This is a genomic window from Nocardia sp. CA-136227 (assembly GCF_050955695.1).
Lineage (GTDB): Bacteria > Actinomycetota > Actinomycetes > Mycobacteriales > Mycobacteriaceae > Nocardia.
Map to the genome: position 1 here is coordinate 1,796,178 of NZ_CP192081.1, position 23,399 is coordinate 1,819,576.

24 protein-coding genes are annotated in these 23,399 nt (G+C 68.2%); 16 read left to right on the forward strand and 8 right to left on the reverse strand.

All coding sequences use genetic code 11. The features are described 5' to 3' along the window. The first annotated feature begins 253 nt into the window (after window positions 1–253). Window positions 254–895 (forward strand): DUF4389 domain-containing protein, encoded by a 642-nt coding sequence (locus ACQP06_RS07935; RefSeq protein WP_433673266.1) that lies wholly within the window; start codon window positions 254–256, stop codon window positions 893–895. On the opposite strand, the gene ACQP06_RS07940 is transcribed toward ACQP06_RS07935, so the two are convergent. The 3 genes from ACQP06_RS07940 to ACQP06_RS07950 are packed head-to-tail and all read right to left on the reverse strand — an operon-like array spanning window position 859 to window position 3,474. Next, on the reverse strand, window positions 859–1,866 hold the full coding sequence (locus ACQP06_RS07940; protein WP_433671586.1) for an ABC transporter ATP-binding protein: 1,008 nt from the start codon (window positions 1,864–1,866) through the stop codon (window positions 859–861). The genes ACQP06_RS07935 and ACQP06_RS07940 overlap by 37 nt on opposite strands. Continuing rightward, a complete protein-coding gene (locus tag ACQP06_RS07945) occupies window positions 1,863–2,678 on the reverse strand; it encodes an ABC transporter permease (protein ID WP_433671587.1) in 816 nt (271 codons plus the stop codon). Before ACQP06_RS07945 ends, ACQP06_RS07940 begins: the two co-directional genes overlap by 4 nt. Beyond that, entirely contained in the window at window positions 2,671–3,474 is an 804-nt protein-coding gene (locus ACQP06_RS07950; RefSeq protein ID WP_433671588.1) for an ABC transporter permease, read from the reverse strand. The genes ACQP06_RS07945 and ACQP06_RS07950 overlap by 8 nt, the downstream gene beginning before the upstream one ends. A gap of 192 nt (window positions 3,475–3,666) precedes the next feature. Between ACQP06_RS07950 and ectB the strand changes: the two genes are divergently transcribed. From ectB to ACQP06_RS07980, 6 genes are all read left to right on the forward strand, one after another. Further along, on the forward strand, window positions 3,667–4,929 hold the full coding sequence (gene ectB, locus ACQP06_RS07955) for a diaminobutyrate--2-oxoglutarate transaminase (RefSeq protein ID WP_433671589.1): 1,263 nt from the start codon (window positions 3,667–3,669) through the stop codon (window positions 4,927–4,929). 250 nt (window positions 4,930–5,179) lie between these two features. Next, on the forward strand, window positions 5,180–5,992 hold the full coding sequence (locus ACQP06_RS07960; RefSeq protein ID WP_433671590.1) for an ABC transporter permease: 813 nt from the start codon (window positions 5,180–5,182) through the stop codon (window positions 5,990–5,992). Further along, complete coding sequence (locus tag ACQP06_RS07965; protein ID WP_433671591.1) at window positions 5,965–6,789, forward strand: ABC transporter ATP-binding protein; 825 nt, start codon at window positions 5,965–5,967, stop codon at window positions 6,787–6,789. Before ACQP06_RS07960 ends, ACQP06_RS07965 begins: the two co-directional genes overlap by 28 nt. Then, window positions 6,786–7,781, forward strand: a complete 996-nt coding sequence (locus ACQP06_RS07970) for an ABC transporter substrate-binding protein (RefSeq protein ID WP_433671592.1) — start codon at window positions 6,786–6,788, stop codon at window positions 7,779–7,781. The genes ACQP06_RS07965 and ACQP06_RS07970 overlap by 4 nt, the downstream gene beginning before the upstream one ends. Window positions 7,782–7,791: 10 nt before the next feature. Next, window positions 7,792–8,937: an LLM class flavin-dependent oxidoreductase gene (locus tag ACQP06_RS07975; protein WP_433671593.1), complete on the forward strand. Its 1,146-nt coding sequence runs from the start codon at window positions 7,792–7,794 to the stop codon at window positions 8,935–8,937. 127 nt (window positions 8,938–9,064) lie between these two features. Then, window positions 9,065–10,744 carry a bifunctional metallophosphatase/5'-nucleotidase gene (locus ACQP06_RS07980; RefSeq protein ID WP_433671594.1) on the forward strand — a complete coding sequence of 560 codons (1,680 nt, stop codon included), beginning with the start codon at window positions 9,065–9,067 and terminating at the stop codon, window positions 10,742–10,744. 9 nt (window positions 10,745–10,753) lie between these two features. On the opposite strand, the gene ACQP06_RS07985 is transcribed toward ACQP06_RS07980, so the two are convergent. After that, window positions 10,754–11,521 (reverse strand): glucose 1-dehydrogenase, encoded by a 768-nt coding sequence (locus ACQP06_RS07985; protein ID WP_433671595.1) that lies wholly within the window; start codon window positions 11,519–11,521, stop codon window positions 10,754–10,756. A 299-nt stretch (window positions 11,522–11,820) separates the two neighbouring features. Here ACQP06_RS07985 and ACQP06_RS07990 point away from each other — a divergent pair, with 299 nt between their 5' ends. The 4 genes from ACQP06_RS07990 (at window position 11,821) to ACQP06_RS08005 (ending at window position 14,893) form a co-directional block, all read left to right on the forward strand. After that, window positions 11,821–12,384: an HD domain-containing protein gene (locus ACQP06_RS07990; RefSeq protein ID WP_433671596.1), complete on the forward strand. Its 564-nt coding sequence runs from the start codon at window positions 11,821–11,823 to the stop codon at window positions 12,382–12,384. A gap of 63 nt (window positions 12,385–12,447) precedes the next feature. Beyond that, window positions 12,448–13,356 carry a LysR family transcriptional regulator gene (locus tag ACQP06_RS07995; protein ID WP_433671597.1) on the forward strand — a complete coding sequence of 303 codons (909 nt, stop codon included), beginning with the start codon at window positions 12,448–12,450 and terminating at the stop codon, window positions 13,354–13,356. Window positions 13,357–13,582: 226 nt separating this feature from the next. After that, entirely contained in the window at window positions 13,583–13,858 is a 276-nt protein-coding gene (locus ACQP06_RS08000; protein ID WP_433671598.1) for a hypothetical protein, read from the forward strand. Between the two features lie 309 nt (window positions 13,859–14,167). After that, window positions 14,168–14,893, forward strand: coding sequence for a hypothetical protein (locus ACQP06_RS08005; RefSeq protein ID WP_433671599.1), 726 nt, complete (start codon window positions 14,168–14,170; stop codon window positions 14,891–14,893). 41 nt (window positions 14,894–14,934) lie between these two features. Here ACQP06_RS08005 and ACQP06_RS08010 read toward each other — a convergent pair whose 3' ends face one another. Beyond that, a complete protein-coding gene (locus tag ACQP06_RS08010; protein ID WP_433671600.1) occupies window positions 14,935–15,294 on the reverse strand; it encodes a hypothetical protein in 360 nt (119 codons plus the stop codon). A gap of 310 nt (window positions 15,295–15,604) precedes the next feature. Here ACQP06_RS08010 and ACQP06_RS08015 point away from each other — a divergent pair, with 310 nt between their 5' ends. The 3 genes from ACQP06_RS08015 to ACQP06_RS08025 all read left to right on the forward strand — a co-directional run bounded on the left by ACQP06_RS08015 (window position 15,605) and on the right by ACQP06_RS08025 (window position 17,699). Next, complete coding sequence (locus ACQP06_RS08015) at window positions 15,605–15,808, forward strand: hypothetical protein (RefSeq protein ID WP_433671601.1); 204 nt, start codon at window positions 15,605–15,607, stop codon at window positions 15,806–15,808. A gap of 79 nt (window positions 15,809–15,887) precedes the next feature. Then, the gene (locus ACQP06_RS08020) at window positions 15,888–16,520 is read left to right on the forward strand and encodes a glyoxalase (RefSeq protein WP_433671602.1); all 633 of its coding nucleotides are present in this window, start codon (window positions 15,888–15,890) and stop codon (window positions 16,518–16,520) included. A 105-nt stretch (window positions 16,521–16,625) separates the two neighbouring features. Next, entirely contained in the window at window positions 16,626–17,699 is a 1,074-nt protein-coding gene (locus ACQP06_RS08025) for a glycoside hydrolase family 43 protein (RefSeq protein WP_433671604.1), read from the forward strand. Here the strand turns inward: ACQP06_RS08025 and ACQP06_RS08030 are convergent. The 3 genes from ACQP06_RS08030 to ACQP06_RS08040 form a co-directional block, all read right to left on the reverse strand. Next, window positions 17,696–18,610, reverse strand: coding sequence for a D-alanyl-D-alanine carboxypeptidase family protein (locus tag ACQP06_RS08030; RefSeq protein WP_433671606.1), 915 nt, complete (start codon window positions 18,608–18,610; stop codon window positions 17,696–17,698). The genes ACQP06_RS08025 and ACQP06_RS08030 overlap by 4 nt on opposite strands. A gap of 98 nt (window positions 18,611–18,708) precedes the next feature. Further along, entirely contained in the window at window positions 18,709–19,431 is a 723-nt protein-coding gene (locus ACQP06_RS08035) for an IclR family transcriptional regulator (RefSeq protein WP_433671608.1), read from the reverse strand. Between the two features lie 3 nt (window positions 19,432–19,434). After that, window positions 19,435–20,892, reverse strand: coding sequence for an APC family permease (locus tag ACQP06_RS08040; RefSeq protein WP_433671610.1), 1,458 nt, complete (start codon window positions 20,890–20,892; stop codon window positions 19,435–19,437). Window positions 20,893–21,142: 250 nt separating this feature from the next. On the opposite strand from ACQP06_RS08040, the gene ACQP06_RS08045 reads away from it, so the two are divergent. Continuing rightward, window positions 21,143–22,552 carry an ethanolamine ammonia-lyase subunit EutB gene (locus ACQP06_RS08045; RefSeq protein ID WP_433671612.1) on the forward strand — a complete coding sequence of 470 codons (1,410 nt, stop codon included), beginning with the start codon at window positions 21,143–21,145 and terminating at the stop codon, window positions 22,550–22,552. Next, entirely contained in the window at window positions 22,549–23,385 is an 837-nt protein-coding gene (gene eutC, locus ACQP06_RS08050; RefSeq protein WP_433671614.1) for an ethanolamine ammonia-lyase subunit EutC, read from the forward strand. The genes ACQP06_RS08045 and eutC overlap by 4 nt, the downstream gene beginning before the upstream one ends. Window positions 23,386–23,399 lie beyond the last annotated feature (14 nt).

A 23,399-nucleotide genomic window follows, 5' to 3' on the forward strand; every position in this document is an offset into this window, starting at 1 on the left:
GCGTGCCGACCCGGGCCGAGCACATGGAGAATAGTCAGCAACGTCGCACACCCGACCCTGGTCCGCAATTCGAACGACGCCGATGTGGTGTGCGGAACTCGCCGTCGCGCGCGCTATTACGAATCTGGTCACAATGTGTGAGAAGCAGATGTGATCTTCGCGTCGCAGGGGAAACAATGGGATGAACAACGGCTCACCGCTGTTCGCGCGGTGGTCGCCAGGTGTGCGCCGCCGCTCGAGAGGAGTGACGGCCATGCAGCCAAGTCCTGTTTATCCGGTTCGTGTACGGGGGGATCTCGATCCCGTGGTCTCCCGCTGGCTGTGGATAGTCAAGTGGATACTTGCTATTCCACACCTGATCGTCCTGCTCTTTCTGAGCATCGCCTATCTCGCGGTCAGTATCGTCGCCTTCTTCGCCATCCTCATTACCGAGCAGTATCCGAGAGCGCTGTTCGATTTCAATGTCGGCGTGCTGCGCTGGAGTTGGCGGGTGCGTTTCTATGCCCTCTCGCAGCTGGGCACCGATAAATACCCACCGTTCAGTTTGGAACCCGATCCGGCATATCCGGCGGACCTGGAGGTCGACTATCCCGAGCGGTTCAGCCGCGGCTTGGTCCTGATCAAATGGTGGCTGCTCGCAATTCCGCAGTATCTGATCGTGGCGGCGCTGGTGTACGGCGGCCGGAACTCGTTCGCGCCCATGGCGATTCTCGTGTTGGTCGCCGTGATCGCGCTGCTGTTCACCGGCGTCTACCCGCAGGGCCTGTACGACTTCCTGATGGGCATCAACCGCTGGTCGTTGCGGGTGCGCGCCTACGCCTCGCTCATGACCGACGTCTACCCGCCGTTCCGGCTCGATCAGGGTGCGAGGGAGCCCGACGCCGCGGCCTCGTAGAGCCGCCGCACCACGTCCTCGATATCGGGTTCCTCGATGGACAGGTCGCGGACCTCGGCGCGCGCCGACACGGCCGCGAGCAACTGCGCGGCGGTGGTGGTCTCGGTATCGAAGGCCAGCCGCTGCCGCATGCCCGCGCCCGCGCTGTCGAGCAGTTTCGCCCCGGGCAGGTCGTCGAGGTCCGCGGTCGGCTCGGCGAGGTCGACGGTGAGCACGCGTTGCGCGCCGACGGTCGCGCCGAGCCCGGTCAGGGTGCCGTCGTAGATCAGCCGCCCGTGATCGACGACCAGCACCCGCTCGCACAGCCGCTCGATATCGCCCATGTCGTGGGTGGTGAGCAGCAGGGTGGTGCCGCGCTGGGTGCGCTCGTGCCGCAGGAATTCGCGTAATCGCTGCTTGGACAACACGTCCAGGCCGATGGTCGGCTCGTCGAGGATGACCAGTTCCGGCGAATGCAGCAGCGCCGCCGCGACTTCCGCGCGCATGCGCTGCCCCAGCGACAGCTGTCGCACCGGGGTGTCGAGGGTGCCGCCCATCTCCAGCTGCGTGATGAGCTCGGCGGTGCGGGCCCGCGCGGCGGCCGGTTCGAGCCGGTGGATGGCCGCCAGGATCGAGAACGATTCGCGCAGCGGCAGATCCCACCACAGCTGTGAGCGCTGTCCGAACACCACCCCGATCCGTGAGGCCAGTTCGCGGCGCTGCCGCACCGGGTCCAGGCCACAGGTCCGCAACCGTCCGGCCGAGGGCACCAGGATGCCGGTGATCATCTTGATGGTGGTGGACTTGCCCGCGCCGTTCGCGCCGATATATCCGACCGCCGCGCCGGGCTCCACCCGGAAGCTCATGTCGTCCACGGCGGTCAGCACCTCGCGCCGCCGTCGCCAGCGGCCCTCCTTCTTGCTGACCGTGAAAGTCCGTGTCAGGCCCTCGATCTCGATGATGGCCCGCTCGCCGGTCCGGGTCCCGGTCATCCGCCGCCTCCTTGATAGTGCCTGGTCCCGAGCCGCCACAGGAACAGCGCCACCGCCCACACCCAGGCCGCCGCCACCGGGGCCGCCCACGCCAGCCAGCCCGGCAGCGGCGCGGGCCCGGGCAATCCGAGCAACGCGATGGCGGGCAGATAGGAGGTGAAGGCGACCGGAATCAGAAATCCGAATACGAGTTTCATCGGGGTGGGGAACACCGAGGTCGGTTGCATCGAGGCGTAGGAGCCGCCGTAGGTGAAGGAATTCGTCAGCTCCGCACCGTCGATCAGAAAGAACTGCACCCCGGCCGCGCACACGAAAAGCCCTGCGAAGATGGCGATTCCGGAGGCCACGGTGACCACGAACAGCACCAGATGCGCCGCGGACCAGTCGATGTCGTTGCGCACCAAGCCGAACGCGAGCACGGTGGCGGCCACCGCGATGCGCGCCAGCCGCCGCAATTGCACATCACTGGTCATGAGCTGGAGCAGCAGCGGTTGCGGCCGCAGGTAGTACGCGTCGAGGGTGCCCATCCGGATATAGGTGGGCAGCGTGTCGGCGTGCCCGACCACCATGTCGGCGATGGCGAAACAGGTATTGCTCATGCCGAACAGCAGCAGCATGCCGTTCAGATCGAGCCCGCCCAGTTGCCGCACATTGTGGAAGACCACCCACATTTCGGCGAATTCCATCAGCCCGATCAGGAAGGCGCTCAGCACATCCGTGGCGAAGGACAGCGGGTACGCGCGTTGCGCGCGCAGCCGGGATCCGAGGACCGCGCGGTAGGGCGCCAGACGTGAGGGGATCGCCTCACCCACCCTGCACCTCCAGCTTGCGGCGTCCGGCCCGCAGCAGCAGTTGCCCGAGCCCGACCAGAACCACCAACCAGAAGCATTGCACGGCAAGGATTTCCACCGCAGCCCACCCGGTGGTGCGACCGGACAGCAGATCGACCGGCCATTGCAGCATGGACGGGAACGGGGTGGAGTAGGCGACGGCGCGCAGCCAGCCCGGGAACAGGTGGACCGGCGCGAACAGTCCGGCCAGGAAGGTCCCGCAGATCATGTGCAGGGACCGCAGTCCGCGCGTCTCGATGAGCCAGAACCCGGCCAGGCTGACCGCGAACATGGACAGGAACGACAGGACCATGGCCAGCAGCAGGCTGATCGCGCCCAGCGCGTACGGGCCGGGCGTGGCCGGGAAGGCGAGTCCGAAGGTGAGCGCCCCGGCCAGGATGCTGGGCAGCCCGCGCGGCAGCAGTGAGAACCCCGCGCGGCCCAGGTATTCCGCGAGGTGCGCGAACTGGATGTCGACGGGTCGCAGGAAGTCGACGGCGACGTCGCCGGTGCGGATGCGTTCCACGATGTCGGGCAGCATCCAGAAGGCGATGGCCCCCAGCAGTCCCTGGGAGAGCCAGATGTAGGCACCGATGGTGCCGCGGTCGTAGCCGCCGAAGCCGTTGTTCTCGCGGACGGCCGTCATCAGTACGGCCGCGCGGACGAAGCCGAACACGAGATTGGTGAGCAGGCCCGCCGCCATCGCCAGCCGATAGTGCGATTGTCTGCGAAACCCTGCTTTGACCAGCTGCCAGTAGACCCCCACGTCGCTGCGCACAAGGGTGTGACCCTACGGATGCGGCCGGTGTCCCGCAACGAGTTATGCTGTGTGCCGGTCTGTTGCGGTGTGCGTCACGTGGTCATAGGCAGCGGGTATGGCCGCCCGATTCGAAAGAAAATGATTTCGCTTCGGCGCCCATGTGATAGAAACAACAGCGTTTCACTTAGTTGCGACGCTAGGAACCACACGATGACCATTGCAGAGACGACCGTTTTCGAGGCGCTCGAATCCAATGTGCGTGGCTACTGCCGTTCCTGGCCGACCGTTTTCGACACCGCCCGCGGCGCGTGGCTGACCGACGAGAACGGCAAGGAGTTCCTGGACTTCTTCGCCGGCGCCGGCACCCTCAACTACGGTCACAACAATCCGGTCTTCAAGAAGGCCCTGGTCGACTACATCATGGCCGACGGCATCACCCATGCCCTGGACATGTCCACCGTCGCCAAGCGCCGCCTGCTCGAGACCATGCGCGATCTGGTGTTCACCCCGCGCGGCCTCGACTACAAGGTCCAGTTCCCCGGCCCGACCGGCGCCAATGCCGTGGAGGCCGCGCTCAAGCTGGCCCGCAAGGTCACCGGTCGCACCACCGTCCTGAACTTCACCAACGCCTTCCATGGCATGACGCTGGGCGCGCTGTCGGTCACCGGCAACGCCGCCAAACGCGCCGCCGCGGGCGTCCCCCTGGTGCACACCACGCCGATGCCCTTCGACGGCTATCTGGATGAGCCCGAGGACTTCTCGTGGATGCGCCGCGCGCTCGACGACACCTCGTCGGGACTCGACAAGCCCGCCGCCGTCATCGTCGAGACCGTGCAGGGCGAGGGCGGGGTCAATGTGGCCCGCTCCGAATGGCTGCGCACCCTGTCCGAATTGTGCTCGGCCCGCGGCATTCTGCTCATCGTCGACGACGTGCAGATGGGCTGTGGCCGCACCGGCCCGTTCTTCTCCTTCGAGATCGCCGGCATCACCCCCGACATCGTCGCGGTGTCCAAGTCCATCAGCGGCTACGGCCTGCCCATGGCGCTGGTGCTCATGCGCCGGGAACTGGACCAGTGGGCGCCCGGTGAACACAACGGCACCTTCCGTGGCCACAACACCGCCTTCGTGACCGCCGAGGTCGCGCTGCGCGAGTACTGGTCCGACGACGCCCTCGAGCGGTCCACCCTGGCCAAGGGCGCCCGCATCCACGACCAGCTGGTCACCCTCACCGAATCCTTCGGCGGCATCACCACCCGCGGCCGCGGTCTGGTCCACGGCCTGGTCTTCGAGGACGCCTCGCAGGCCGAGAAGGTCTGCCAGGTCGCCTTCGAACTCGGCCTGCTGGTCGAGACCTCCGGAGCCACCGAGCAGGTCGTGAAGCTGCTCCCGCCCTTGACCGTCAGCGATGACGAGATCACCCACGGCCTGGGCATTCTCGCCCGCGCCGTGGAGATCGTCCGCGACGGCCACTAGACGTCGGCCACCGCCCACACCGGTGCCGACCCGGTGCCGGGTTCCCAGCTGCGGAGGGAACCCGGCACCACCCCCTTTTTTCCTTGACCCGCAGCATCTGACGCACAGCTCTCCCAGGCCCTCGGGATCCCAGAATCACGGGGATTCCAACCGGTGACCGGCCGGGCCGGGAACGGCACAGTCGGACAGGTGGCGCTCGAAAGGCCCTCGGCCGCCACGGTCCCCGTCCCGTTCGCCCGAGGGGTGCTTCGTGTCCTCCATTGCCGTGCAGGTCCAGCCCGTCGTGGGCCGGCCACGCCTGCCGAACGTTTCCGTCCTGGCTCGCTTCGTCGCGCCGCTGCTGGTGGTCATGGCCTGGCAGCTGACCAGTGCGACCGGGGTGCTGCCCGAGCGACTGCTCGCCTCCCCGGTGACGGTCGTCGAGACGGCGGTGGACTTGATCAAGGACGGCACGCTGACAAAGGCCGTGTCGGTGTCCTCGAGTCGTGCGGCGCTCGGCTTCGCCATCGGCGCGGCCGCCGGTATCGCGCTGGCGCTGGTGGCCGGACTGAGCCGAGCGGGGGAGTACCTCGTCGACCCGCTCATGCAGATGCTGCGGACGCTGCCGTTCTACGGCCTGATCCCGCTGTTCATCCTGTGGTTCGGCATCGGTGAGCTGCCCAAGATCGTGCTGGTCGCCTTCGGCGTCGCGATTCCCCTGTACCTCAACACCTTCGCGGGCATCCGCAGTGTGGACGGCAAACTGGCCGAGCTCGCGCAGGTGCAGCGGCTCAGCCGCGCGGGACTGATCCGGCACATCGTGCTGCCGGGCGCGCTGCCCCAGACCCTGGTCGGGTTGCGGCAGTCGCTGGGCGTGGCCTGGCTGGCGCTGATCGTGGCCGAACAGGTGAATGCCGATGCGGGCCTGGGCTTCATGATCAACGACGCCCGCGAATTCCTGCGCACCGACGTGATCGTGGTCGGGCTGCTCGTCTACAGCGTGCTCGGGCTGCTCACCGACGCACTCGTCCGTTCGATCGAGAGGAGAGCGCTGTCATGGCGACGCGGCTTCCTGGCACCCTGACCGATTCGGTCATCGCGGAGACCCTGGCCGGACTGGAGGAGACCGTCCGCGCGGAGGCTCCCGCGGTCGCCCGGACCCCGGCGACCACCACCCCGGTCGTGCGAATTCGCGGTCTGGTCAAGGACTTCGGCGCACGCCGAGTCCTGCACGGCCTGGATCTCGACATCCGCCCCGGCGAGTTCGTGGCCCTGCTGGGCCGCAGCGGCTCCGGAAAATCCACCCTGCTGCGCGCGCTGGCCGGCCTCGATCGGGAGACCGAGGGCGAGCTCTCCGTCACCGGCGAGGTCGCGGTCGCCTTCCAGGAACCGCGGCTGGTCCCGTGGAAACGGGTGCGCGACAACGTGATCCTCGGCCTGCGCCGCACCGACTCCAAGGCGGCGGCCGCGGCCGCGCTGACCGAGGTCGGACTCGCCGAGCGGGGCGAGGCCTGGCCGCTGACCCTCTCCGGCGGCGAGGCCCAGCGCGCCTCGCTGGCCCGAGCCCTGGTCCGCGAACCGGACCTGCTGCTGCTCGACGAGCCCTTCAGCGCTCTGGACGCCTTGACCCGCATCACGATTCACGGCCTGGTGCTGGACCTGTGGGCCCGGCACCGGCCCGGCGTCCTGCTGGTCACCCACGACGTGGACGAGGCGCTGCTGCTGGCCGACCGCGCCCTGGTGCTCGACGGCGGGCGCATCGGCCGCGAGCTGCCCATCGACCTGCCGCGCCCCCGGCGGCGCGACCACCCCGAATTCCAGGCGCTGCGAGCGGAACTGCTCGCCGAGCTGGGCGTCACCCCGGAAGGAACCACCGAATGAAGACCAAGCGCCTGTTCGCCGCCCTGGCGGTCGCCGCGACCCTCGCGGGCGCGGCGTGCTCCTCGGGCAATGACGACACCAAGGGCGTGAACGCGGACGGTTCGGTGGATCTGTCCCAGGTGACCCTGCACGTCGGCGACCAGAAGGGCCTGGCGCTGCAAGCCCAGCTGGAGGTGTCGGGGGAGAGCAAGAACCTGCCGTACAAGATCGAATGGTCCACCTTCACCGCCGGTCCGCCGCTGCTCGAGGGCATCAACTCCGGATCGGTCGACTTCGGTGGCGTCGGTGACGCGCCGCCGGTGTTCGCGGCGGCCGCCAAATCGCAGATCAAGATCGTGGGCTCCTACGATTCCGGCGTCGCCGCGAACGCCGTGATCGTGCCCAAGGATTCGGCGATCAAGGACCCGAAGGACCTGCGCGGCAAGAAGATCGCGGTCACCAAGGGCAGCTCCGCGCACTACCACCTGCTGTCGGTGCTGACCAAGAACGGGCTCGGCTTCAGCGATATCGAGCCGCAGTACCTGCAGCCCGCCGACGCGCTCGCGGCCCTGTCCACCGGCCGCGTCGACGCCTGGACGGTGTGGGACCCGTATGCCGCGCAAGCCGAGATCGGCGGGGCCCGCGTGCTGGTCGACGGCACCGGCTACGTGAAGCCGGACAGCTCCTACGTCGCCGGCTCGAAGACGTTGCAGAACAAGGCGAATGCCGCCGCCGTACGGGATCTGCTGGAACGGCTGCGGCGGGCGCACGTGTGGATCACCGGGCACCGCGAGGAGTGGGCCAAGCAATCCTCCGGCATCACCGGCGTGCCCTACGACGTCACCCTGCTGGCCGTGAATCGCGCCAACTACCAGGACCATCCGCTCGATGAGGCGACGATCGCCGCGGAACAGCAAGTGGCCGACGGCTTCGCCGACGCCAAGCTGATCCCCGGCAAGGTCCGGATCGCCGACTTCATCGACACCCGTTTCAACGACCGATTCACCTCCTAGGAGTCCCCGCATGAGCTTGTCGTTCCATTGGTTCCTGCCCACCTCCGGCGACTCCCGCGGCCTGGTGGTCGGCGGGCACGGCACCCCCATGTCCGGGGACCGGCCCGCCTCGCTGCACTACCTCAACCAGATCGCCGCGGCCGCCGAGAGCAATGGCTTCGAGGCCGTGCTCACCCCCACCGGCTCCTGGTGCGAGGACGCCTGGCTGACCACCGCCATGCTGGTCGAGACCACCGAGACGCTGAAGTTCCTGGTCGCGCTGCGGCCCGGCCTGATGAGCCCGACCCTGGCCGCGCAGATGGCGGGCACCTTCCAACGGCATTCGGCCGGACGACTGTTCCTCAATGTGGTGACCGGCGGCGAACCGCGTGAGCAGGCCGCCTACGGCGACTTCGCCGACAAGGAGTCCCGCTACGCGCGGACCGGCGAATTCCTGGATGTGGTGCGGGCGCTGTGGAATTCGCACGAGCCCGTCACCTTCCACGGCGAGCACATTCGCGTCGAGAACGCGCTGCTGAGCAACCGGCCCGACCCGGTGCCGCCGATCTTCTTCGGCGGGTCCTCGGGCCCGGCCGGACCGGTCGCGGCCCGCTACGCCGACACCTACCTGACCTGGGGTGAACCGGTCCTCGCGGTGAGCCGCAAACTGGACTGGATCCGCGGGCTGGCCGTCGACGCGGGCCGCAAGCTCGACTACGGGCTGCGCATCCACGTCATCACCCGTGACACCTCCGAGGAGGCGTGGGCGGTCGCCGACAAGCTGCTCGCCGGCATCGACCCCGCCGATATCGAACGCGTCCAGGCCGCCCTGGCGCAGAGCGAATCCGAGGGGCAGCGCCGCATGTCGGAACTGCACAACGGCAGCACCGACCGGCTCGAGATCGCCCCCAACCTGTGGGCGGGCGTCGGCCTGGTCCGCGGCGGCGCGGGCACCGCCCTGGTCGGCTCGCACGAAGAGGTGGCCGAGCGGCTCGTCGAGTACTCGAAGGCGGGCATCTCCCATTTCGTGCTCTCGGGCTATCCGCACCTGGAGGAGGCGTACTGGTTCGGTGAGGGCGTGCTGCCGATCCTGGAGCGAAAGGGCCTGTGGCAGCACCCGATCCGGCGTCCGTCCGTCCCCGCCGTGACCCCGTTCGCGAGCGCGTCGAGCAGCTAGACCATTCGTCTCGACGGCCGCCCGCCCGAGCAGTCGGCGGCCGTCGGCGTGTGCGCGCTGGGCGGTGACGGCGGAATTCACCCCGCCGTCGTGCGTGCGTCGACGGCGTCTGACACAGTCGACAACCATGAGCGGTCGGCGTGTTCTCGGTGTGTGCGCGACGGTGCTGAGCCTGGCCCTGGTGGCGGGGTGCGGGGGAGCGGAGGACACCGCGCCCGCGACTCCGAGCGCCGTGCCCCTGGTCTCGACCTCGGACCTGCCGCAGGCGAAACCCGGTGAGGTGCACCTGTTCGGCCTCAACGACCTGCACGGCAACCTCCAGCCGCCCGACGGTTCCAATGGCAAGGTGGGCGCGTATCAGGCCGGGGGAGCGGTGTATCTGGCCGCGCACCTGGCCCGGTTGAAGGCGGCCTATCCGGACAGCGCGGTCCTCGCGTCCGGGGACGACGTGGGTGCGAGCCCGCTCATCTCGGCGCTGTTCCACGACGAGCCGACCATCGAGTTCCTCAATTCGGTCGGCGTCGCGGCCTCCTCGGTCGGGAATCACGAATTCGACCACGGCGTCGTCGAATTGCGCCGACTACAGCAGGGCGGCTGCGCGCCGGACGGGTGCGGCCCGGGCGAGCTGTTCCCCGGAGCGAAGTTCGCGTACCTGGCCGCCAATGTCACCGACGCCGACGGACAACAGCCGCAGGGCTTGAAGCCGTGGACCATGCTGGAACTGGGCGGGCACAAGATCGGTGTGGTCGGCGTCGTCACCCCCGACACCGCGAACATCGTCATGCCGGAAGGCATTCGCGGCTACCGCTTCGGCGACGAGGCCGACGCCATCAACAAATACGTGCCCGCCATGAAGGCCGCGGGCGCGGAAACCGTGGTGGCGCTGCTGCACGATGGCGGGACCCAGCAGACCCAGGGCCGACCGCTGGACTACAACGGCTGCGACGGCATCTCGGCGGGCGTGAAAGCCCTGGCGCACAAGGCCGATGCCGCTGTCTCGGTGATGCTCACCGCGCACAGTCACCAGGCCTACAACTGCACCCTCGACGGCAAAGTGGTCACCCAGGCCGCCTCCTTCGGCCGCCTCGTCACCGATGTGACGCTGCGTTTCCACGACGGCAAAGTGGAGGCCTCGGCGGTCAACCGGGTCGTCACCCGCGACATCACCCCCGACCCGGCCACCGCGAAACTGGTGGACTTCTTCGCCGCGCAATCGAAACCGCGCGCCGAACGCGTCATCGGCTCGGCGGCCGCGCCCCTGCCCGCCGAACCCGCGCCCGCCGGGGACTCCCCGCTCGGCGACGTCATCGCCGACTCCATGCTCGACGCCATGGCCTCGGTGCGGGCGGTGGCCGCGTTCATGAACCCCGGCGGCGTCCGCGCGGGCCTGTCCGGCGGGAACATCACCTACGCGCAGGCATATACGGTGCAGCCGTTCGGCAATCAGGTGGTGGCCGTGACGCTGACCGGACAGCAGATCCTGAATCTGCTGGAACAGCAATGGGACAATGTGAGCAAGCCCGGCGTGCTGTCGGTCGCGGGCATCACCTATTCGTATTCCGACGCCGCGCCCAAGGGGCACAAGGTGATCGACGGCAGCGTCCGGGTGGCGGGGGAGCCGTTGAATCCGGTGGCGGTCTACCGGGTGTCGACCAACAGCTTCCTCGCCGCCGGCGGCGACGGCTTCTCGGTGTTCACGCAGAACACCGAAACCCTGGTCGGGCCCATCGATCTCGACGCCCTGGAGGCATACCTGCGGACCCGCGGCGCCGTCGCCCCGCCGGGCGGCCGGATCGAGAAGCGCTGACGCCCGGACTTATTGGCCTATCACGTATTTCACGGTCGGTCCGGCCGTCCAGCCGCCGTCCACGGCCAGTTCCGCGCCGGTGACGTAGGAGGCCGCGTCCGAGAGCAGGAAGACGATGGCCGCCGCGATCTCGTCGGCCTCGCCGACCCGGCCCATCGGAGTGTTCGGGTAGCCGCCCTCACCCTGCTGGATGCCGACCTGGGCGGTCATCGGCGTGTAGGTCATGCCCGGGTGCACCGAGTTCACCCGAATGCGATCGACGCCGTTCTCGATGGCGGCCACCTTGGACATGCCGCGTACCGCCCACTTGGACGCGCCGTAGCTGCCGGTGAGCGCGAGACCCATGAGCCCGGCCGCGGAGGAGATATTGACGATCGACCCGCCGCCCGCCTCCTTCAGCGCCGGAATGAAGGTCCGCATGCCGAGGAAGACGCCGACCAGGTTGATGTCGATGACCTTGCGGAAATGCTCGACCGACTCGTTCGTCAGCAGGTCGCCGGTGGAGATCCCGGCATTGTTGACCAGGCCGTTCACGGTCCCGCCGAAGGCGTCGCGGGCGGCGGCCAGCGCGGCCAGCCAATCGGGCTCCGAGGTGACGTCGAGGTGCTGGTAGACGGCCTGCGCGCCGAGCTCGGCCGCCAAGGCCTTGCCGTCGTCGTCGAGGACGTCCGCGATCACGACGTTGGCCCCGGCCCCGACCGCCTGCCGCGCGGTCTCGGCGCCGATGCCGCGGGCCGCGCCGGTGATCAGGATCGTCTTGCCGGACAGGTCGTGCATGGGAGGCTCCTTCCGAAGGATCCGGCGCGCAGGCACGGTGACCCGCTCACCGGTCACACACAGTTGGTTTGCGGAATATTGTCCAATGCGTTCCGGATTCGTCCGGAGTCGCACCCGAATCCAATTTGTGGATATGTCAACCAATTCAACCGGGGGTCTGGTTCGGGTATTCCCCGACGGAGGTGGACCGGACCTCGGCACCATCGCGGTGGCCGACAACATGCGCAGGTGAAGAACGCCGCACAGCTCGTGGCGGCGGTGCGGTGGCGAGCCCCAGCACCCCGCCGTAGGGTGCGGGCGTGAACCGCGCGCCCGCCGCCCCGCTCGACACCGTCGCCGACCTCATGGCACTGCTCGCCGACTGCCACGACGCCTGGGACATGCCCGACCGCAGCGGGGATCCGGTCGACATCCTCGACCACGACCGGCAGTGCGCCGAACTGCTGCGCCGCGACCATCCCGCCGATGCGGAACTTCAGGTCGCCGGGCTGGTGCACGACATCGGGCACAAGCTGGTGCCCGGCGACGACGCGGGCCACGGGGAGCATGGCGCCGCTGCCGTCCGCGGCCTGCTGGGTGAACGCGTCGCACGGTTGGTCGAGCTGCACGTGGTCGCGAAACGGTATCTGGCAGCTGTGGATTCGGCGCACGCCGCGGCCTTGTCGGAGTCCAGTCGGCGCACGTTGGTCGCGCAGGGTGGCCCGATGACCGCCGCCGAGATAGCCGCCTTCGAGCACGACCCCGATTTCGCGGCGGCCATCGCATTGCGCCGCGCGGACGACGCGGGCAAGGTCGTCGGGCTGACCGTGCGGCCGCTCGACTCCTGGCTGCCGGTCATCGAGCGCGTCGCCGCCGCTCGCTGACCCGTTCGTCCAACCTCTCCCCGCTCGTCGGGCCCCTGTGAGGTCTGTGCATAGACTCGATCTATGCCGTTGTCCCCCCGCGTCCCGGATCTGTCCGCGCTCGACCTGCTGCTCTCGGTGATCGAGCTGGGCAGTCTCGGGCGGGCGGCCAAAGCGCACGGGATCAGTCAGCCGTCGGCCAGCTCGCGCATCCGCTACCTCGAGCAGCTGGTCGGCGTTCCGGTGCTGGAACGGACCACGCTCGGATCGCGGCCCACCGCGGCGGGGGCGCTGATCGCGGAATGGGCGCGGGACGTGGTGGACGCGGCCGCGCGCCTGGACGCCGGAATCGACAGCCTGCGCGCGCAGCGGGATTCGCGGTTGCGGGTCGCGGCCAGTCAGACCGTGGCGGAGTACCTGTTCCCCAAATGGCTGATGGCCCTGCGCACGCGGATGCCGGACACTTCCATCGCCCTGGAATCGGGCAATTCGACCGAGGTGGCCAAGGCGGTGCTCGACGGCCGGGCCGGGATCGGATTCGTCGAGAGCCCGCACCTGCCCCGCGAGCTGGAAAGCCATGTGGTAGCGCGGGATCGGCTGGTCGTAGTGGTCGCGCCCGGCCACCCGTGGGCGCGGCGGCCGGAGATCGACGCCACCGAACTGGCCCGCACCCCGCTCATCTACCGCGAGCCCGGCTCGGGCACCCGCACGTCGTTCGAGCGCGCCATGACCGCGGGTGTTCCGGGGTGGCGGCCGGAGATCGCGCTGGAGTTGTCCTCCACCACCGCCATCAAGACCGCGGTCGCCGACGGCCTCGCGCCCGCGGTGCTCAGTTCACTCGCGGTGGCGACCGAATTGGCCGACGGCATTCTGGTTTCGCCCGGGGTCGCCGGTCTGGATTTGGAACGCCAGTTGCGAGCGGTATGGCCGATCGGCCAGAAGCCGACGGGCCCGGCGCGTGACTTGTATGTCATTGCGAGCCGACCGATCTGAGGCATTCAGGGGAGTTTCCCTGTCACTTCGGGGAGATTTGTCCGAAGTGTTGACAGAGTGACGCCGATCACCTTAATGTTCCGGCGCAGGCGAACCTGATTTCCGGATGGCCATGTCTGCCTGCACATTCAAACTCTCTTTACAATGGCTTCGCTGAATTCGCAGCGCGAAGACACAAGTGCGCCAACGGCTCCCGCGCGTGTTACCAAAGGGTTATGGTCACGGAATGGTGCGAACCACCGCCGCTGCCGCAGACCCGGATGAGCCTGTCATCCCGGCTACTGCTGCGCGGCCAAAGCTAGAGGTTGTTCCCGAAACGCCCGACTCCGAAGCGTCACAGACCCACTCCTTCGGCGCACACGTCCTCAGCGCGGCCGATATCGAGCGACTCCCGTCCTCGGCCCGCCACCGCATCGCGGCCTTCATCCACCTGCAGGTGGCGACCCTCGAGGAGTGGCCCGAGCCGGTCCTGCCCCCGATCCCGGAGCTCGACGAGCTCTGACGGAAACCGGCCGGTCGCGGAGGTCTCGCGTCGGCCGCTGTACGGGCCGTTCGGCGGCCTGTCCGGTCCGGCTGCCGATAGCCCGACCGCACCGTGTTCACCTTCTGGACACTTTCAATCCATTCAGGTGAACAACGGAATACCTTGGCGCACAACGAGACTTCCAGAAGAGATCTCGATTGTGTTACGAGTCACTTATGGCAAATATGCATTGCCGATGTGCTGAGAACCGACTTAGAGTCTGCTTGTCAGTAACTGATCCTGCGATGAGTTCTTTTTCCGCGGGCATACTCAATCGAGGTAAATCACATGCGCAAGAGCGGAATCGCGGCGGTCACCGCATTGGTGGCCACCGTCACGGCAATCACCGCAGGTACGGCAAATGCCCAGCCCGAAACGGGTGACGTGGGCGCCATTCACTACTCGGCGTCCGCCACCGACCGATCGGCCATCATTTCCACCGATATCGGCACGATGGATGTCGAGAACGGTGTCTTCAAGATCAAAGCCGCCGATGGCACGGTGGTAGCCGGAACCGAACTGACTTTCCGGGTGGACGATTTCGTGTTCCCGATCGCGACCGAAATCCGGAACCGCACGGTCACGCTGACGCCGCAATTCGATCTGGGCCACGCGGCCTATCACCCGGTCGCGCTGCCGTTCGAGGACACCGCGCCCTGGAAGACCCCCTACGACCGCGAGCAGGCGGCGTGGAACCGCATGAAGGACACCATCTCCGTCGGCGCCACCATCGGCACCCTGGTCGGCGGCATCGGCGGCGCGGCCGTGGGCTGCGCCCTGGGCGGCATCGCGGTCGGCGGCGGCGCCACGCTGGCCACCGGCATCATCGGCGGCCTGTTCTCGTTCCTGCCGGGTGCGGTCGTGGGCTGCCTCGCGGGCGCCGCGGCGATGGGCGCGCTCGGCGCTGTCGGCGGTTTGATCCTGGTGACCGCCCCGGTGGCCATCGCCGCCGCGATCCAGTACTTCACCACCATCAACCAGCCGTTCACCCCGGCTCCGGCCCCGGCGAAGTAGCCCGGGACCCGAGGACCGTGGGGTCGTGGCCGGTCAGCCGGTCACGACTCCAGGCTCTCGAGGCCCTCGCCCTTGCGGACCTGCCACGAGCTGAGCTGGCGCCCCCGCCACTCACCGTGGACCAGGGGATTGTGCCCGTGCCGTCCGCTCTTCTGTTCCCGCCGGAATTCGCGGAAGTACTCGAACCGAATCCACAGCAGACCCGAAACGATAAGCACCGCAGCGACAATCGCCCCGATTATGGTCCAGCCGTAGAACTTGGACGCGGCCGCCACGATCGTCATCCCGAGCGCCGCGATTCCGAGCAGGCACATAATCAGCGCCGGCCCTTCCCGCGGATCCTCGATAGCGTCGCCGGGATGCGGATGCCAGTGTTCGCCGTTGGCTTCGACCGCCGTCACCCTGACCATGTCCCTACCTCCCTCGAGCAGCGGAAATTCCTGTCTTCTCTCCAGAATGCACCTGCCGACGGGGCTACGCGAGAGCAATTGCCGGAAAACTCGAACTCCGCGCGGGAGACAATTGTCAGCCCCCTTTTCGGGAAAATGAAAGCGCCCGCCGCGCAGGGCATCTGGCGTGCGCCTCGCACCATTCGCTCGGGAATCCGGCGCTGTTGGTTCCTCACCTCCTGGCCGGAGCTGGCGCGATGAGAACCCCCGCGTGGCTGCTCGAGGTGGGGCGGCTCGTCCGCATCCCGCTGATCCCTACGTTATGTACCTCGTGTTGTGCCCGGTCATGGCGCTGATGTCGGCGCGGCACGGATTCGGTTCGCTCGACGGCATGGGTCTCGGCTACCTCGCCGTGGCCGCGATCCTGATGGCGTTGCGCGTGATCGTGCTGGTCATCGTCCCGGCCTGTCTCGTCTACCGCCTCGTGGTCGCCGCGGTCGCCCGGCTGCCGGGCGGTGGTCGGTAGGGGTCCGTGGGTGTTCTCCGTGTCGGTTCCGTGGTCACCACGGATGTCGCCGGCCGGTCCGAAATTTAGCGTTATAGCCATGACGAACACCGCTTCCGCCGCCGCTTCCACCGCCCTCGACGTGACCCTCGAGGCCACCGACCCCACCGCTGTCGCCGCCGCCTACGAGGCCGCTTTCGGTCTCGGCGACCAGCTCTCCTTCGCTCCCGTGTCGGCCCCGTCGGAGGGCTTCCGCGGCTTCATCATGTCGCTGGTCGTGGCCCAGCCCGGCAATGCCGACAGCCTCATCGCCAGCGCCCTCCAGCACGGCTTCACCGTGATCAAGCCCGCCAAGAAGAGCTTCTGGGGCTACGGCGGCGTGATCCAGGGCCCCGACGGCACCATCTGGAAGGTCACCACCTCCGAGAAGAAGGACACCGCCCCCGTCACCCGCGACGTCGACAGCGTCGTCCTGCTCCTCGGCGTCGACGACGTGAAGGCCAGCAAGCAGTTCTACGTCGACCGCGGCCTGACCGTCTCCAAGAGCTTCGGTGGCAAGTACGCCGAATTCGACCTCCCCGAGTCCCCGATCAAGCTCGCCCTCTACCCCCGCAAGGCCGCCGCCAAGGAGGCAGGCGTCCCCGTCGCCGGCTCCGGCTCGCACGGCCTCGTCGTCACCGGCCCCCTCGGCGCCTTCGCCGACCCCGACGGCTTCGCCTGGGCCGCCGCCTGACGCCCCGCGAATCGCTGTGCGGTGCTGGGTTTTCGCGGGTGTTGATTGAACTCGGGGGCGGCGGCGTCGAAACTTGACTCTCGACTGTCGCTGGAGGTGAGGCTGGTGGGTTGGCGGAGAGCGCTCGGGCTGGTGAGCATCCTGACCGTGGGACTCGGAACCGCGGTCGCGGGGGTGGGAACGGCCGAGCGGCGCGGGTCCGGACCGCATAGCGAGGAATTCGCCAACCCAGTGGTCGCCGCGGGAGCCGACCCGAGCATGGCCTACTACCAAGGCCGGTTCTCTCTGGTGCAGGGGGACTTCTACAACGGCGACAATGTCGTCATCCGGACTTCGGACACGCTCGGCGGGCTCGGGAAGAGCGAGCCGAAGGTGGTGTGGGAGCACGGGGAATGCCCGGGGGAGGCGTGCACGAAGATCTGGGCGCCGGAGTTGCAGCACATCGGGGATCGATGGTGGATCTATTTCGCGGGGCAGGAGGACGACCGCAACGAGACGCATCGGATGTATGCGTTGCGGTCGGTCGGGGATGATCCGGCCGGGCCCTACGAGTACCTCGGGAAGATGAATCTGCCTGGGGGATGGGCGATCGACGGCACCTACATGCAGTATCAGAACGCCGGGTACTACCTGTGGTCGTGTCTGCGCGACCCGGAAGACACACGGGTGCAAGATATTTGCGCGGTGCGGATGTCGGATCCGATGACGCCGGTCGGTGAGCGGGTCAGTATCGCGACGCCGACCGCGGAGTGGGAGACCGTGCCGAACGACGCCGATCTGAAGATCAACGAGGCGCCCGAGGCGCTCATCGGCCCCGACGGCCGACTGTTCGTAACCTTCTCCGCCAACGCCAGTTTCGACGACACCTACCGGATCGGCCTGCTCGAACTGGCGAAGGGCGGCGATCCCATGAACCCGGCGGCCTGGACCAAATCCGGTGGCCCCCTCCTGCCGGGCGGCCCGGGAGCTATCGCGCCGGGCCACAATGGATTCCTCACCATCGACGGCCACCCGTGGATCACCTACCACGCCCGCCTGGAACCCGGCACCGGCTGGGAGGGCCGCAGCGTCCGCGTCCAGCCCATGAACTTCGGCCCCGACGGCCGCCCCCGCTTCGGCATGGCCTTCGGTCCCGACGCCCCGATCGTGATCGAGGGCCGGGACCCGGCCCAGCGTTAGCTACCCGGCATGATGGCCGTGATCGGCCGGTAAGCCCAGTTCAGCATGCGTGAGGCGTCATCCTTGGCGACCGCCCCGCTCCACGCCGAGCTGTGCAGCACCACACCGATCATCGGAATCCCCGCCCGCACCGTCTCGAACAGCAGGCACGCCCCCGCGGCATCGGTCGACCCGGTCTTGATCCCGATCGCGCCCGGGTACTCCTTGAGCAGCTGATTCGTGGTCTCCCACACGTGATCCCGATTCCCCGCCGCCGCGGGCACGTGATAACTCCGTGTCCCCGCGACCTCCCGGAACACCGGGTGTCCCATGGCCCGCAGCCCCAGCGCGATCAGATCGGCCGGCGTCGAGAACGTCGAACCGTCCTCCGGCACCGGCAACCCGCTCGGATCGGCGAAATACGTTGCCCCCAACCCCATCTGCCGAGCCGTATCGTTCATCCTCCCCAGAAACACATCCTGACCCGGCCCATAAGCCTCGGCGAGCGTGTACGCCGCATCGCACCCCGACGGCAGCATCAGCGCATACAACAACTGCCGAGTACTGAGCACCTCTCCCGCCCCCAGCCCCGCCGTACTCCCGTCATTCCGCGAGCAATACGAAATCGCCTCGGCGGGAACGGTGACGGCCCGATCCAAACTGTTCGCATTGATCACCACCATCGCCGTCATCACCTTCGCGATACTGGCGATCGGCACCGGCGTATTGGCCTCCCGAGACCACAACAACGTCCCGGTGAACCCATCCGCCACCGCCGCCCCCTGAGCCTGCACCCCCTCCGGCTCCCCATTCAGAAACGGCAACTGAATCTGCGGCGCGGCCCGCACCGGCGCAGCCCCCACCCCCTGACTCCCCGCCACCACCACAGCACCGACAACCACAGCTTGCAACACTCGGGCAAATGTCTGCATGGCGCCACATTCTGCCCCGCCACCCCCTCTACCAGCGGTATTTGGCCACCCGACGCGCATGCCTCCGTGTGCCTCCTACGGATAGTGGTTCGTCTTGCTCAGAACAGCAGTGATTCCAGCTGCGCGGCACATGTCCGTGCAGCCTCGTCGAAGGTGGTCATGGCGTCCAAGCGGGTGGTCGATCCCGCCATGCAGAGGGCGGCCTCGGGAGTGCCGGATTCGTTGTGGATGGGATAGGCGAAGCAGGTCAGGCCCGGGAGCAGTTCGTCGACGGCGCGGGCGTGGCCGGTGGATCGGATGGCGGCGATGTCGGCAGCGAGGGCTGCGGGGGTGACCCGGGTGCCGGCGGTCAAGCGGGTGGGGGCCGGAACCAGGGTCGGCCAGTCGTTTCGGGTCGACAGCAGCAGTTTCCCCGCGGCGGAGGCATGCAGGTTCCGGGTCAGTTCTCGTTCGGCCGGCACCGGATGGTCCGGGTCCTGATTGATCACCTGAACTGTGCTGGCGCCGAAGCCGATCAAGTTCACCGCGAACCGGGTGGATGCGCGGAATTCGGCGAGGCATTGTCGTGCCGCCCGGGATACGGTCGGTGTGTTCAAAGCGGTCGCCAGCCCGCGCAGCCGCGCACCGAGACCGAAGCCGCGCAGATCGGCCGTCCGTATCAGGTATTCGTCGGCGACCAGAGAATTGAGCAGCCGATACGCTGTCGCGGGCGGGAGGCCGAGGCGTTGCGCGATTTCCTTGGCGGTGATTCCCACACCGCATTCCGCCACGATCTCGATAATCGCGAGCGTATTGGTGACCGAAGTGCCGCGTGTGCTCATGGGCTACCGGAACAATGAGGTCAGCAACAGGTCGTCGCGCTGTGGTTCATCGAATATCCCGACACCGCGCAGCCGGTCCGGCGCGAATCGGCGCAGCGCGACAGCGAACGCGATGCCCGCCACCATGACCGCGACGTACATCGCCACCACCGCGACATTGCCCGGTTGCCCCGAGAACGCGGCCGTGACCATCAACAGCCCGATCATCGTCGCGGCGGTGCCACCGAGAATCGTCAGCGCCCGGCTCGATTCCCCGATGCGCCGCAGCAGTATCGGACCGGCCAGGCAGGCCAGGAGATACGAGCCCAGGTAACCGAAGGCGCTGAGGGTGAGGAACGAACGGATGGCGTCCTGCGGCGCCACGCCCGCCCACAGCACCGCGATCGCGCACCCGGTCACCACCGTCATGGACGCGGCGATGGCGGCGGCCGGGGTGTGGAAACGCGGATGCGCGCGCCCGGCCACCCGCGGCGCGATGCCCTCCCGGCCCATCGTGAACAGCACCCGCACCAGGGCATTGATCGAGGCCACGGTGCAGGCGAAGAACGAGGCGGCGACGCCGAGATCCAGGGCGACCGCGAGCAGCCGCGAATCATGGTGCAGGAGTAGATCGGACAAGGGGGTGCCGCTGCTCGCCGTGGGATCCGCCGCCAGCGCCACCGCCTCGGCGCCCACGGCGAGCAAGTAGATGACGCCCGCCGCCAGCGGGGTCCACAGCACGGTTCTCGGCACCGAGCGGAACGGGCGGAAGGACTCGGCGGACAGTGTGGTCGCGCTCTCGAAGCCGACGAACGCGCTGATCGCGACCACCGCGCTCATGGCGAGGTCACCGGTGTCGCCGTGCCAGGACATGGCTTGGACCGGATCGACGTTGTGCCGCTCGGCGACGAGCAGGTAGCCCAGGGCCGTCAGAATCGCCACCACCGACACGCATTCGATGAGCAGGGTGGCGACCGCCGACGGCCGGATGCCGCGGGTCATCAGCACCATCGCGGCTCCCGCCGCGGCGACCGACAGCAGCATCGTCACCGTGACCGGGACATCGATCCCGGCGAGCATCGCGACGCGACCGAGATAGGTCCCGACCGCGACCAACCCCGCCACACTCACCGCGGCGTAGCCGACGATCGCGGACCAGCCGACCGGGATCGCACAGGTCGGACCCACACTCTTGGCCGCGTAGGTGTACAGCCCGCCGGTGACTGCGATCCGCTGCGCCATCGGCCGCACCACGAGAGCCACACACCAGGTCAGCAGTGCCGCGCCGACGAAGGCCAGCACGCTCGGCCCGCCGCCGACCGCGGCGATCACGAACGGCGGCGTGACCGCGGCCGTCCCGGCGGGCGCGATGGCCGCCACCGACTGCGCGAACACCGGCGCGAAGGCGAGTCGCCGCCGCCGCAGCCCGCTGATCGACGACCGCTCGACCACCAGCGGTGGGGTCGGGGTGGGCACTGTCACACGGGCACGGCCTTTCTCCTGGCGTCGCGGACCGGGCGTCGGCCCGCGAAAGAGCCTCAGAGTAGCCAGGCGCTTGTGGCAAGGCTGTTACGTGCAGTAACGACCGTATTTCCACGGGTGAGAAATTTCTCCGCCGAAATTCTCGAAGCTGGTGATCGGGGGACGGCCCTGCCGTAACAGAACCCCATTAGCGTCTGCCGCCATTGGAATTCAACGGCTTTCGAGCCCGGTGGGAGAGGGCGTTTCCGCGATGACTTACCGTCAGCAGATCGGCGGGCGGACATATGTGTTCGGGAGCCTGATCGAGGTTCTGGCGAAAGCCGGTCCAGCACGGTCCGGGGACGAATTGGCCGGGTGCGCAGCGGAATCCGATGCCGAGCGCGCCGCCGCCAAATGGGTACTCGCCGATATTCCACTGGCGGTGTTCCTGAACGAACCCGTGGTGCCCTATGAGACCGACGAGGTCACCCGGCTCATCATCGACACCCACGATCGAGCCGCGTTCGGTCCCATCGCGAGGATGACAGTCGGTGAGTTCCGGGACTGGCTGCTCACCGAAGTGGCCTCGGGGACAGCCGAGTTCACGATCCCGGCCCTCGCGCGCGGCCTCACTCCGGAGATGGCGGCCGCGGTGTCGAAACTCATGCGCAACCAGGACCTGATCACCGTCTCGCGGGTGCTGTCGCCGCAGGCGGCGTTCCGCACCACCATCGGCGCGCCCGGCCGGTTGGCGACCCGGTTGCAGCCGAACCATCCCACCGACAATCCGCGCGGCATCGCGGCGGGCATCCTCGACGGATTGCTGCTCGGCTGCGGTGACGCGGTGGTCGGCATCAATCCCGCCTCCGACGACCCGGTCGCCATCGCCCGGCTGCTGCATCTGCTCGACGACATCCGGTCGGGGTTCGACATCCCGATGCAGTCCTGCGTACTCACCCACGCGACGACCACGCTGGAACTGATCGAACAGGGGGTGCCGGTCGACCTGGTCTTCCAGTCCATCGCCGGTACCCAAGCCGCCAACACCGGTTTCGGGATCACGCTCGATCTGCTCGCGCAGACCGCCGCGGCGGCAAGCGAATTGGACCGCGGCACCGTCGGCCGCAGCGTCATGTATTTCGAGACCGGTCAGGGCGCCGCATTGTCGGCGGACGCGCACCGGGGCGTCGGCGGACAGCCGGTGGATCAGCAGACCCTGGAGGCCAGGGCCTACGGAGTGGCGCGGGCCTTCGATCCGCTGCTGGTCAACACCGTCGTCGGATTCATCGGCCCGGAATACCTCTACAACGGCAAGCAGATCACCCGCGCCGGGCTGGAGGACAACTTCTGCGGCAAGCTGCTCGGCCTGCCGATGGGCGTCGACGTCTGCTACACCAACCACGCCGAGGCCGACGCCGACGACATGGATCTGCTCGCGACCGCGCTGGCAGTGGCCGGGACCGCGTTCATGATCACCGTCCCGGGCTCCGACGACACCATGCTCGGCTACCAGAGCCTGTCCTTCCATGACGCGTTGTATCTGCGCCGCGTCTGCGGGCTGCGGCCCGCACCCGAATTCGAGGCGTGGCTGCAACGGATGGACATGGCCGATGACCACGGCCGGGTGCTGCCCGCCGGACCGGCCGCATCCCCCCTGCGCGCGCTGGTGGCGAACCGATGACACACCGGCCCATCGACGCACCGCGATCCGTGCCGCCCGTTACTCAGGGCGATGAGACCGTCGACAGTCTCGATCCCTGGGGTCGGATGCGCACCCATACCCTGGCCCGGATCGGGCTGCGCCGGGCCGGTGACGCGCTCGCTACCCCGGAAGTGCTGGCGCTCAACGCATCCCACGCGCTCGCCCGGGACGCGGTGCGGACACCGCTGGAGGTGGCTGCCGTGCACGCCGCCCTGAGCGAGCTGGAACTGGGTGCCCCCGTCCACGTGACCAGCGCCGCGGGCGATCGCGACCAGTATCTGCGCCGCCCAGATCTGGGGCGGATACCGTCCGGGCCGCTCGAATTCGGTTCCTTCGGAGCGGATCTGGCGCTGGTGGTGTGTGACGGGCTGTCGGCCACCGCGGTCGCCGAACATGCCGCGGGGCTGTGTGCCGCGCTGGCCGAGGCGTTCGCACCGGACTATTCCCTGGCGCCGCCGGTGATCGCCACTCAGGCCCGGGTGGCGCTGGGCGACCACATCGGCCGAAGCCTCGGTGCGCGAGCGGTATTGGTGGTGATCGGCGAGCGGCCCGGCCTGTCGGTCACCGACAGCCTGGGCATCTATCTGACCTTCGCGCCGCAGCCCGGCCGCGCCGACTCCGAGCGCAACTGCATCTCCAATATCCGCCCACCACACGGCCTGAGCTACGCCGACGCCGCCGCCGTGGCCCACGACCTCATCGATCAGATGTTCCGCGCCGGTCGCTCCGGCGTCTCGATCAAACCCCGAGCCTCCGCCACGCCGCTGCCGAGTCGGCCACTCGGCATCACTTCCGATAGCGAAATTGTTTAACAGAGAGAGTATTT